Source organism: Streptomyces sp. CB02959, from assembly GCF_002803155.1.
Classification (GTDB): Bacteria; Actinomycetota; Actinomycetes; order Streptomycetales; family Streptomycetaceae; genus Streptomyces.
The window spans coordinates 55,909-67,598 of sequence record NZ_NNBP01000030.1 but is presented as its reverse complement, the minus strand read 5'-3'; the positions used below and the strand labels follow the sequence as shown (position 1 = coordinate 67,598).

9 protein-coding genes are annotated in these 11,690 nt (G+C 66.2%); 5 read left to right on the top strand and 4 right to left on the bottom strand.

Translation table 11 applies throughout. The features are described 5' to 3' along the window. Window positions 1–13 precede the first annotated feature (13 nt). On the bottom strand, window positions 14–415 hold the full coding sequence (locus tag CG747_RS37010) for a nuclear transport factor 2 family protein (protein WP_257980979.1): 402 nt from the start codon (window positions 413–415) through the stop codon (window positions 14–16). Between the two features lie 384 nt (window positions 416–799). Here CG747_RS37010 and CG747_RS37005 point away from each other — a divergent pair, with 384 nt between their 5' ends. Continuing rightward, window positions 800–2,275 carry an aminopeptidase P family protein gene (locus tag CG747_RS37005; protein WP_180985861.1) on the top strand — a complete coding sequence of 492 codons (1,476 nt, stop codon included), beginning with the start codon at window positions 800–802 and terminating at the stop codon, window positions 2,273–2,275. Between the two features lie 160 nt (window positions 2,276–2,435). Here the strand turns inward: CG747_RS37005 and CG747_RS50060 are convergent, their stop codons facing one another. Beyond that, window positions 2,436–2,639: a hypothetical protein gene (locus CG747_RS50060; RefSeq protein ID WP_257980978.1), complete on the bottom strand. Its 204-nt coding sequence runs from the start codon at window positions 2,637–2,639 to the stop codon at window positions 2,436–2,438. A 120-nt stretch (window positions 2,640–2,759) separates the two neighbouring features. Between CG747_RS50060 and CG747_RS48400 the strand changes: the two genes are divergently transcribed. Then, complete coding sequence (locus tag CG747_RS48400; RefSeq protein WP_180985862.1) at window positions 2,760–2,906, top strand: hypothetical protein; 147 nt, start codon at window positions 2,760–2,762, stop codon at window positions 2,904–2,906. A gap of 149 nt (window positions 2,907–3,055) precedes the next feature. On the opposite strand, the gene CG747_RS50055 is transcribed toward CG747_RS48400, so the two are convergent. Then, window positions 3,056–3,178 carry a hypothetical protein gene (locus CG747_RS50055; protein ID WP_257980977.1) on the bottom strand — a complete coding sequence of 41 codons (123 nt, stop codon included), beginning with the start codon at window positions 3,176–3,178 and terminating at the stop codon, window positions 3,056–3,058. A gap of 2,538 nt (window positions 3,179–5,716) precedes the next feature. Between CG747_RS50055 and CG747_RS36995 the strand changes: the two genes are divergently transcribed. Together CG747_RS36995 and CG747_RS36990 are read left to right on the top strand one after the other, a co-directional pair. Further along, on the top strand, window positions 5,717–5,929 hold the full coding sequence (locus CG747_RS36995; RefSeq protein ID WP_100606288.1) for a DUF397 domain-containing protein: 213 nt from the start codon (window positions 5,717–5,719) through the stop codon (window positions 5,927–5,929). A 246-nt stretch (window positions 5,930–6,175) separates the two neighbouring features. Next, window positions 6,176–7,009 (top strand): SAM-dependent methyltransferase, encoded by an 834-nt coding sequence (locus CG747_RS36990; protein ID WP_100606324.1) that lies wholly within the window; start codon window positions 6,176–6,178, stop codon window positions 7,007–7,009. A gap of 23 nt (window positions 7,010–7,032) precedes the next feature. Here CG747_RS36990 and CG747_RS36985 read toward each other — a convergent pair whose 3' ends face one another. Then, window positions 7,033–7,959, bottom strand: coding sequence for a helix-turn-helix transcriptional regulator (locus CG747_RS36985; protein WP_100606287.1), 927 nt, complete (start codon window positions 7,957–7,959; stop codon window positions 7,033–7,035). 1,347 nt (window positions 7,960–9,306) lie between these two features. Here CG747_RS36985 and CG747_RS36975 point away from each other — a divergent pair. Continuing rightward, the gene (locus CG747_RS36975) at window positions 9,307–11,589 is read left to right on the top strand and encodes a CRISPR-associated endonuclease Cas3'' (RefSeq protein WP_100606286.1); all 2,283 of its coding nucleotides are present in this window, start codon (window positions 9,307–9,309) and stop codon (window positions 11,587–11,589) included. Window positions 11,590–11,690: the final 101 nt, after the last annotated feature.

Sequence of the window (11,690 nt, the reverse complement as noted above, 5' to 3'; positions counted from 1 at the left end):
CACCGCACAGGACTCACGTGTCGTCGGCGAGCAGCCCTCCCTGCTGATGCACATCCTCGTGGAGATGCACGATGAGCCACCTGCCACCGGCGTCTCCTCGTAGCACTGCGGTGTTGCGCACCAACTCCGGTCGCATCGGAAGCCCATCCGGTCCGGAAGCAAAGTCGACGCGAAGCCAGTAGCGCACCACGGCCACATCGCCGAAGACGTCGACCACCGGGTCGTACGCGCGAAGAGCCGATTCGGCCGGCCCTCCGTCGGCCACAGTCCGCTCGTCGCGCAGCCGATTGAGGTCTCGCCTGCCGAGCAGCAGGGGAGCAGCTGCCGAATCCCAGATTGTCGCCTCAGGATCGAGGCCCGCGTCGACCGCCGCCCGGTCACCGGACGCGTACGCCGCATACATGCGAGTGATCACTGCCCAGATGGCCTCCCTTTGCGACGATGAGACCCCAGGACGGGCAGCCGAGCCGGCCGGGACGGGTGTGGGCATGGGAGTACCTCCGGGAGTTTCAGGCTCAGGCAGGGGATTGCTGAGCGTCAGCTGCAAGGCAGCCCATACGCCACGTCGGCGTATGAGTGGGGGGCTGCACCGCCCACGGACACGCAGGTGACCCGACCGGTCTCCGGCTTGGGCATGGGCCGCAGCCCCCGAGGCAGAGGCTATGCGTCGTCCAACCCCGCACTCGGTGCCCGGCGCACTACTTCGCATACGCCTTTATGCAGTGCGCACAGGCGGCAGCAAGAGGCGCGCGGCACCCTGGGGCGACCCGTGTCGTAGCGAGGAGGAACGGTGACCGAGGTGGTCTATTCGTCCAGGGCAGAGGAAGCCCGTAGCGCAGCGTGCCCCGCCGCGCTGAAGGAGCCGATCGAGCAGCGGAAGAACGGCCTGTACCAGGGCGTGTCCGATGAGCTTGCCGAGAACATGAAGAGCGGCTGGTCGGACACGGAGCTGCGAGATCTGGAGCCGATTCCCCAGGCCGCGGAGACCGCCGCCCGCCGCGCCGCGCTGTCCGCGCGCTTCCCGGGCGAGCGCCTGGTCGTCCCCGCGGGCAACCTGAAGACCCGCTCCAACGACACCGACTACCCTTTCCGCGCGTCGGTCGAGTACGCGTACCTCACCGGCAACCAGGCCGAGGGCGGCGTCCTCGTGCTGGAGCCCATGGGCGAGGGCCACGAGGCGACGATCTACCTCCTGCCTCGCTCCGACCGCGAGAACGGCGAGTTCTGGCTGTCGGGCCAGGGCGAGCTGTGGGTCGGCCGCCGCCACTCCCTGGCCGAGGCAGAGCAGCTGTATGCCATCCCGGCCTCCGACGTGCGCGAGCTGCCCGACGCGCTGCGCGAGGCCACCGGTCCGGTCCGCGTCGTGCGCCGCCACGACGCGGGCATCGAGGCGGCGCTGACCGACAAGGCCACCACCGAGCGCGACGAGGAGCTGCGTGTCTTCCTCTCCGAGATGCGGCTGATCAAAGACGACTTCGAGGTCGGCGAGCTGCAGAAGGCCGTCGAATCGACCGTGCGCGGCTTCGAGGATGTGGTCAAGGTCCTCGACAAAGCCGAGGTGACCAGCGAGCGCTACATCGAGGGCACGTTCTTCCTCCGCGCGCGTGTGGAAGGAAACGACGTCGGCTACGGCACCATCGCCGCCGCCGGCCCGCACGCCTGCACCCTGCACTGGTTGCGCAACGACGGCCCGGTCCGCTCCGGCGACCTGCTCCTGCTCGACGCGGGCGTGGAGACGCACACGTACTACACCGCCGACGTCACCCGCACGCTCCCGGTCAACGGGCGCTTCAGCAAGCTCCAGAAGACGATCTACGACGCGGTGTACGAGGCCCAGGAGGCCGGTATCGCGGCCGTGCAGCCGGGCGCCACGTACCGCGACTTCCACGACGCCGCGCAGCACGTCCTGGCCGAGAAGCTGGTCGAGTGGGGTCTGGTCGAGGGCCCGGTCGAGCGGGTCCTGGAGCTGGGCCTCCAGCGCCGCTGGACGCTGCACGGCACCGGCCACATGCTCGGCATGGACGTGCACGACTGCGCCACCGCCCGCACCGAGACGTACGTCGACGGCACGCTGGAGCCCGGCATGGTTCTCACGGTCGAACCAGGTCTGTACTTCCAGGCCGACGACCTGACCGTGCCCGAGGAGTACCGCGGCATCGGCGTCCGCATCGAGGATGACGTCCTGGTCACCGAAGACGGCAACCGGAACCTGTCGGCGGCCCTGCCGCGCCGCTCCGACGAGGTCGAGGCATGGATGGCGACCCTGAGGAGCTGACGTCCGACGCGCGAGGGGATGGCCGGCAGGCCGCTGTCGGCCCGCGAAGACGTACCGCGGGACCACGGCTTCGAGGGTGTGGTGCTGAGCGGTGGCAGGGTGCTGGAGGGATCAACTACTGGCGGCTTTCAGGTTTCCGCCGAGGCCAGCCCATGTCTGGTCAGCCGCTGAGGCGCAGCTTTATGGACGCCGAGGTCGTCCCGGGGAACTCGAAGTTCATCCTCTCGCCCATCCCGCGTGCGTCAACCAGGCGCCAGTGGTGACCGCCTCCCGGCCACACCTCGACGAGCGCGTCCCGGCCGTCCACGCGGGTGTCTTCGACCCAGCCGTAAACCTTGAGCGTGCCGCCGGAGCAGCTCAGCACCCAAGGGGCCGTGCGCCCGGGATCTTCGGAGATGCGGACGAGGGGCAACTTGCGGCGTTCGCTGGCGCGCCCGTGCCGAGGCTGAGTCCTGCGGCAAGGGCGGTGGCGGACACAGCAGAGGTGAAGGGTCTTCCTGAGCGCGGGCACAGTGCCGCCCTCCTCTCATGGGGGGGAGCGAAGGAAGTCGTCGCCATGCTCGGCGCCGGGCTCACCAACGCCGAGATCGCCCGGCGGATCGGCGTGGAGACCGGCACGGTGAAAGTCTAGGTCAACCGCATCCTCGCCAAGCCGGACGCCGCGCACCGCGTCCAGGCCGCGTTCATCGCCTATGGTGCGGGGCTGACCGACGGAACAAGCGCAGTACGGCGTAGTTGATCCCGCACGAGCCACCGCGACGAGAGGGACGGCGGTCAGCGTCATCGGTGCAGGCGTACGACCGCGTGCTTGAGTCCGTAGGCTGCCGCGGCGGTGAGCGGTACTGCGGTGAGAGCGACGGCGCCCCAGCCGAGGAGGGCGTCCCAGTTGCCTTGTGCATCCATGCCACCGCCGAGGAGGTAGTAGCCGCAGACCAATCAGGAGGTTCTTGCGCATCACGCGAGCTTCCGCGAAAGAGCGCCGACGGCGCGGCGTGTTTGCCACAGCAGGGCATAGACGGTCAGGCCCGCAATCGCGATGCTGGTTGCGGCGAGCAGCATGTTCGTGGCGTGCCACCACAGCAGCCCCCTTGCGGATACTCGCCGTTCAGCGGCCGCGGCGGATACCCAAACTCCGCGACCGCTGTCACCACGGTGGCGCCGGCCAGGACAAGGCGAGCAGTAAACCGTGCGCGTAAGGAGAGAACAGCGCAGTGTTCCTGCTCGGGCGCCCGGCGGTACCAGCGGCCCAGCCACAACGCAGCGTGATGCCAACCTAGTTGGACAGCTAAATGCAACGGGCGTCGGGGCTGCCGATATCAGCGCGGTCCAACTCCGGGAAGTCTGGATGCTTTTCGCAATGGCGGGGAAATTGTACTGTGTGGTGCGACAACTGGCATCGGATCTCGACCCCGGACGCTGCGGAGGTCTGGACCACGGCGCGCCGCATGACCCCCGGGAGTCGGCCTGTTTCCCGGCGTAACGCCGCCGATGCTGACTTTGTGCTGACTTGCTGACCTGGAAATGCCCTCTGACCTGCAACGATGCCTTGCCGTGCCTCTTCGGCTTCCATAGGCACCGGGCTCGGCGGGGTGTGTTGGATGCGGCGAGTTGACCAGCATCTTCGCAGCTCAGGGGCAGTGCAGCGTGGATTTTAGGCATGTGCATGTGTTGCCACCTGTCACCGCCTCTGGCCGGTTGCATGCTGACCCAATGCTGACTTTGGTGATGGAGTGTCAGTCCAATCAGAGTCGCGCTGAATCCGCGCCTGTGGCCGGCAGGGTGTACCCGACGGGGCTGTTCGCGTCGAACCGTTGGACAGCCGGTCGTCTCGGGGTTGTTGTTGAACTGCTTCTTCAGCGCGACCTCCTTCTGTGCGGAGTTTTCCTGGATGGGGATGGTCGGCTTGAAGTCCTTCTCGCCCTTCCCTTTCTCCGCCGTCATCGTGATCGTTGTATCGCGGGGGACGACAGCTTTGGCGTTGGGTGGCCGACGGCTGAGAGCGGGCCTGGGGGCGAAAGTCGGGAACCTGGGTGTGGGAAAGGTGGTCGCCTCGTACTCGGCGCCTGCTCGGTCCGGGAGCGGTGTGTGCGGTGGGGCCGCCCGACCCGTAACTCCCCAGTTTTCGCGGGCGGCCCCGCGGCCCGAGTCTTCCGCACATGAAGAGTGCTTGCAGTGATTCCCGCTCGTTTGCTGGGACGCCTTCGTTGTCCGCTGCGCTGGCCCAGGGCCGGCGATTGCTCGTCCAGGGTCGGCGGCGTCAGGTCCTTTTCGGCGGATCATGCTGGAACCGAAGGCAGACCGTTGCGGCGACGACGGTGGCGTGGACGGTTAACGGGGGCTTCGGGTAACTGTGCAAGGTCTCTCTCTGCAGCCTGGCAGGCGGAGATGTCGTTCATGTTCGTCTTCCCAGACCCTGAGTAGAAGTTGCGGGTCTGTTCCGCTGATCTGCGCGAAATGCAAGATGAAGATTCTGCTGGGGAGCCTCTTGCCGGACAGGAAGTCGGCGACGTCGCGAGGAGCGCGTCCGATCCCGTGAGCTACCTCAACAGCCGTCAAGCGTGCTTGCGAGCAGATCTGCTGCAGGACCACTCCGATGTGGTGCCGTGTCTGATGCATGCGGACTCCGGGCGTGCGGCAAGGAGTGAGCTGGGCGCCGCGTCATGCGGCGCCCAGCGTGCTGTTTACATCTGTTGGTGCGACCGGCTATGGGAGCTAAGTCGCTTCAGGTGCAGACCCAGGAGAGCGAGGGCTGCGACCTTGTTGAGCCAGGATTCGTGCTGCTGGAGCAGCAGTACATCGGCCTGGCTGGCCAGGATTCGCACGCTGTTCTCAAGGCAGGACGTGCACGGTCGCCTCCACGGCGAGGCGCGTGGTCGGGCATGCCGTGGTTTACGTCGTCGTCGACGGGGGGAGGGGCCCATTTGCGTTCTTCTCCTTCGAGGGTGCGTCGGCAGGGACTCCGGCTGAGGTTGCGATCCGTAGGCCGGGTCCTGGTGCCGCTCGGGCGAGTAGCCGAGTGCACCTGACGTTAAACGGAACGTGTCGATGCCCTGAGGGCCTTCTTTCGAAGTGAAGCCCCCGAACAGGGTTTAGGCGCGGGTGAGTTGCTCCTCCTACCGAGGCCCTCAGGGGCTAGGGACGCGTCGCCCCTCGAAAGCCTTTTCCCTGGTGAGATGGCATTTTCGGCGCCTCTCGGGCGGCGCTTCCGCTTCAGTCGAGGACGTCAGCCCTCCAGGTGCGTGCAACCTCAGCGGAGCGTCCAACGACGCGTAAAAAAGCGGTCGTTCGAGGGGCACTTGCACCTGCGCCACCGTCCGTATCCGGACATTTTCACCTCATATGCGCTTAGCGTGCCGCTCGGCCGGTGACCCTCCCTGTGACGAGCTGAAATGCAATTGCATTTTGGCGACGGGGAGTTCGTTCACCACAGGGGGTAGTTCGATGAGCAAGCTGACAGAGGCAGCGCAGGCGACCAGCGCCGCCTGGCGGAAGAGTTCGTACAGCCTCCCTCAGGGGGCGTGTGTCGAGATGGCGCAGCCTGCGGGGGAGGTGGTCCTCTTTCGTGACTCGAAGGTCCAAGGCGGCCCGGTCGTTGCGGTGTCCAAGGCCGTCGCCGCGACTTTCATCTCGGCAGTGATCGATAGCGCCTTCTGAGGTCAGTCGGAGGGTGTACGTGATCAGAGCCGCACGTGACGTGTGCTCCTGCAGCTGTGGGAGTTGATCACGTGCGGCTCGCCGTCCTCCAGGCTGACGCCTGTTCAGTTACTGACGGGGTACGTCACCACTGGTGTACGAGTCGAGCAGTCCTGGACATCACCGGTCACTGGCCGGTAAGCAGGCGAATAATGCAAGTGCATCTCGCCCAGAGCGGGGCAAGGGACGAAAAGTGACATGGGGGTCATGGTGGAAAATGAGCAGGAGCCCGAACCAGGCTTGGCGGACTTGGACTTAGGGCAGGACCGGGCTCACAGTGCACGGATGTACGACTACTACCTCGGTGGGAAGACGAACTACACCGTGGACCGGGAGGCTGCCCAGGAGGTCATTCGGGCCTTCCCCGCGATCGAGACGGTGGCCCGTGTGAATCGCGCCTACATGCAGCGGGCCATGCGTCTGCTTGCTGGTCAAGGTGTACGTCAGTTCATCGATGTGGGGACAGGTATCCCGACGGCCCCCAACGTCCACCAAGTGGTGCAGGACGTTGCTCCGGATTGCCGCGTCGTCTACGTGGACAACGATCCGATCGTCCTCGTGTACGCGGACTCACTGCTGAGCGGAACCCCTCAAGGGCAGACCGCCTACGTCGACGCCGACGCCACCAAGCCCGCAGACGTGCTGGCTGCCGTGAAAGCCGAAGGGATCGTTGACTTCGAACGCCCCGTGGCTCTGAGCCTCCACGCCTTGCTCCATTTCGTCCCCGACGAGCAAGATCCCAACGGACTCGTCAACCGCTTCATGGACGCCCTGCCGGCGGGCTCGTTTTTGAGTCTGTCCCACTGCACTGGCGACTTCGCACCGGACGCTTGGCAGGCCATCGCCGATACCTACGCACGCCAGGGCACCACGGTCCGAGTGCGTTCCCGGGCGGAGGTTGCGCGGTTCTTCGACGGGTTGGTCCTGGAGGAGCCCGGTGTCGCAGTGGGGCACCGCTGGCGCCCGGAGGCTGCCAGTGGTCCGAGTCTCGTGAATGACGCACAGGCTTCGTTGTACGTGGGGGTAGCCCGCAAGCCGTGACCGTGGCCACGGCGGTGGGCGGCTCAGCGGTAGTAGTTGGATCGCAGGACGTCGCGCAGTTTCCCTGTCGTCTTGGATGGGGTCAGTGACTGGTGCCGGAGCTTGTCGAACATTTTGGCTCGCCGGTCCACAGCTGCCTCGTCCTGGATGACCAAGCCGGCGTCAATGCTCTCGGAGTAGGCGATGGTAGGCAGCAACGCCTCCGCGAAGTCGAAAATCGCCGTCGAGCCAATCTCCACGGGCAAGTTGGGCCGTTTCAGCTCCGCGAGCCGCAGCTGGTAGCGAGGGTCCTCGTTCAGCTTGATCAGGTGCTGTACCTGCCGGCGCATGATCTGCGTGTTGCCGACCGGCCGCAGGATCGAGGCTTCGTCGATCACGCAGATCAGTTCCTTGCCTGGCGCGGCGGCGAACTGGGCCTGGCGCTCCTGCCTGAGTTCGGCTAAGGCTGCGTGGTATCCCGGGTCCGGCCCGCGCGCGATGAGCGCTCTGGCGTATTCAGGGGTCTGTAGGAGCCCATTCAGGAACTGCGGTTCGTAGGACCTGATCCGCTGAGCCATGTCCTCGAAGCTCATAACGGTCTGCAGGTAAGCGGTTGTTATCCCCGACCAGGGCTTCCACCACATCGACTGCTTGCCGAAAAGAGCCAGCTCCCGCAGAGCCGTTTGCCCCTCCTCGTCGACCCCATACAGTGAGAGCAGTTCCTCCAAGTCCTTTTGCTTGATTGCGTTGCGCCCGCCCTCGATCCTGCTGATCTTCGACGTCGACCAGTGCAACGCCTTGGACACAGCCTGCTGAGGCAGCTTCAGGTCCTCGCGCTTCTTGCGCAGCCCCCTGCCGAGCACCATGCACGGCGCCGATGGGGCCAGCTCTTCTCGCAGGAACAGCACTCGATCCCGGGCCTTCTGGCCGCCCTCGCCGGTCTCTTCAGCGTCTGACGCCCGATGGACCACATCAACTCCCTGATTTCCGCGCTCTCTGTGATGCTTTAGATACACATGGTGCACGAAACCTTGCCGGACAGGGGGAAGATTCGCAAGAAAGTCCGATATCACCCATATGGTGGTCTTGAATATGCCCTAGACCTATCTCTTTCAGGGTGACCGAACCTGCAGTCAGTGGTCAACACGGCGTCCCGACAGCCACCTCACGGGACTAAGATGGCCAGTTTCGATGCTGCTGGACTTGGTGGAGCTGCGGTTCCTGACCCTCCGCTTCGTCGACGGCTCGGCGAGCGCGTCCAGGTGGCAGCGCAACCGCGCCGCGCTTGCACTCGTCCGGCAGATCAAGTCCCACGCCCCACACTGCCGCGTCATCTTCACCGTGTACGAGATGAAGCGCCTCGGCCGCAATGCCGCCGAACTCACCTCGCTCGCTGGCTACCTGACCCCTCATGGCCTCATCCTGGAGATGCTCGCCGGGCTCCGGCCGGGATGTGCGCCCCCAGCGGGCCCGGCCGTCTGCTGTTCGCGTACTTCGCCGCGATGGCGGAGACCGAGCGGGAACCCATCCGGGAGTCGACGCTCGAAGGGCCCAGCACGGCGGCCCGCAAGGGCAAGCACGGCGGTCGGCCACCCGTCATCACTGACGACTTGCTCCACACTGGGCTCCGACGCCGGTCGAACGGCGAGCCAGTCGAGCAGATCAGGCCCGGCCTGATCATCCCCGCCGGCAAACGCAAGGGCCAGGCCCCAGCGTCGCGTGCGTCTACCGGGTGTTCGCCGAGCGCAAGGAGAAGAGGCGTCTGCCGGGACCTGATCTTCAGGGCCAGGCAGCTTCGCTGCGGGGTGGCCAGGCGGCCGGTGCGGGCCGTGGGGCCGACGCGTGGGCGGCTGCCAGGGCGCGGTGAAGTGCCGGCTGGTGACGGAGTCGGGGCCTAGAAGGAGGCTGACGGGCGTGAAGTGCGTTGCGGCCAGGTGTCGTTCGAGGGCGGGTAGGTAGTTCCAGCGCACGCTGGGGTGGGGGTAGTGGTGGAGGTCGCCGCAGGGGAGCCAGGCCACCGCGGTGAGGTGGGCCAGGGCGCGGTTGCGGGGTAGAGGAGCAGGCAGCGGCCGGCTTCCACCCAGGCCGGGGAGCTGGTGCGGTGTTCGGCGTCGCACCAGCTGTGTTCCACCACCATTGACATCCAGGCGAGTTGTGGATAAAGGAGCAGGCGCGGGGCTCCCGGCACCGCCACGCTAGTCGGTGGTCCCTGGCATTCGGCTTCGCCCGCGGCGGTCTGCCTGCCGCGGAATCTCGATGACGGCAACCGGTCTATGTTCATCTCGGTCATAGCCAGAGATGGATCGAGGTAACGCTGCATGTCTGAGCGGAAGTTGTTTGCCCACAGCCGCGGTTCGGCTGGCGTACGGCACTCGCTGGAGGATCACCTGCGGGGATCGGCCGCTCTGGCAGGGCGGTTCGGTGAGGTGTTTGGTTGTGGGGAGCTGGCTGCGTACCTGGCCTTGATCCACGACGTCGGCAAGGGGACGTGTGTGTGGCAGGACCGTCTTCTGGCCGTCGAACGTGAGGGCGGCGGCAAGGTAGGGGTGATGCACAAACATGCAGGTACGTTGCTTGCCGACCGGTACACGAAGTTGCCCTTCGGGGCGGTGGTATTCGGGCACCACGGTGGCATGCCGGATATGGAGCAGCTCAAGGACGAGCTGGCGCGCGCGATGGCAGGCGGTGATGAAGCACAGCGGGTGGCGGAGGCCATCCGTGCTGTGGAGGCGGTGGTGCCTGAGATTCACCCCGATCCGTGGCCAGCGCTGCCGACGTGGCTGGGGGCGCCCTCGGGGCAGGGGCGCCTGGGGCTGGATCTGTTGGTGCGGATGCTGTTCAGCTGTGTGGTCGATGCGGACTTTCTCGACACCGCGGCGCACTTCGGTGGCGGTGCCGTACGCCTGCGTGAGCCGGTGGATGTGGCGGCGTTGGTCGAGCGGTACGAGGCGCGCCGGGCGAAGATGCTGGCCGATCGCGATCCTTCTCCCGTGGACGCATTGCGGCAGGAGGTGTACGAGCAGGCGTGCGTGGCCGCCTCGGCGCAACCGGGGATGTATGTGCTGCATGTGCCGACCGGCGGTGCCAAGACCATGGCTGCGGGGGCGTTCGCGCTACGGCACGCGGCGGCGAACGGCATGCGCCGGGTGATCCTCGCGGTTCCTTTCATCTCGATCACTGAGCAGAACGCCGCCATCTACCGCCAGTTGCTCGACCCCGACTCGCCCCGTCCAGAGGAAGCCGTCGTTCTGGAGCATCACAGTGCCGTGGACCTGGACTCCGAGGAGCGTTTGAAGGGCCTGACACCCACGCAGCAGGATGAGCTCCAAGCGCGAGCCCACACGGCGCGGCTCGCGGCGGAGAACTGGGACGCCCCGTTCGTGGTGACCACAACGGTGCGTCTGTTTGAGTCGCTCTTCTCGCACAAGCCTTCGCAGATGCGGCGGTTACATCGCTTGGCCGGATCCGTGATTGTGCTGGATGAGGTCCAAGCGTTGCCCGACCGGCTGCTGACTCCGATCCTGAGTGCGCTGCGGGGCCTGGTCGACCACTTCGGGGTCACGGTGGTACTGGCGTCGGCCACTCAACCCTCCTTCTGGAGGCTGCCCGTGTGGGAAGGGCTGGAACGGCGGAACATCGTCGACGATCCATCCCGGCTGTTCGAGGCGCTGCGGCGAGTCGATTACGAATGGCGAGCGGGCGATGACGTGTCCTTGGGCAGCATCGCGGCCGAGGCGGCCGAATACGAGCAGGTGCTCACTGTCGTCAACACTACGAAGGATGCCGCACACTTCCATCGCTACCTTGACGAACACGTGGCCCAGGCCGCGGAAGTGCTGCACCTGTCGACTCGGATGACCGCCGGCCACCGTCGCGAAGCCATCGCGGAGATCAAGAAGCTCCTCAGCGACGGGCAGCCCGTGCAGGTGGTATCCACCAGTCTCATCGAGGCTGGAGTGGATCTTGACTTCCCGCGGGTCTACCGCGCATGGGCGCCGGCGGAGTCGATGCAGCAGGCCGCAGGGCGCTGCAACCGCGACGGCCGCCTGCACCGAGGCGCCGTCGTCATCTTCCAGCCCTCCGACGGAAAGCAACCACGCAGCAAGACGTACGAGGCTGCCTTGAACGCCAGCGGCACCTACTTCGGACCTGGTCGGTCCGCTCCGGACGACCTGGAAGCTTTTGAGCGTTACTACCCTGAGCGCTACGCCTTCCAACAGGGGACCCCCGATTCAGGGCTCGGGGCCGAGATCGAGGACCTGCGACGCAGCCTCGACTTCCCCAAGGTCGACCGCAGCTTCCAGATGATCGAGGACGAGCTGAGCGCACCAGTAGTCGTCATTCGCTGGGAGACCGACCGAGAGGCTATCGAGACGGCCATCGCGCGGCTTCGGGACCCCGCCCGCCCGTGCGGACCTGAGGTGCTTCGCAGCCTGCAACCGCACACCGCTTCCCTGCCGCGCGGTGAAGTGGAGGCGGCCCTGCGCTCTGGCCTGGCGACGCCCATCACCGGCGACCTGTTGCTGTGGGAAGGGGGGTACCACCCACAGCGTGGACTCGACCCGGACGCTCCCGAGGACCGGAGCGCGTTCAATCTCTGACAAGTGTTCCGCCCAGGCACACCTGTTCGCGGTTGGCGGGGCAGTCTGCGTAGGACGTGGCATCATAGGTCATTCCCGGCCCTTGCGAGGCGGCCAATACC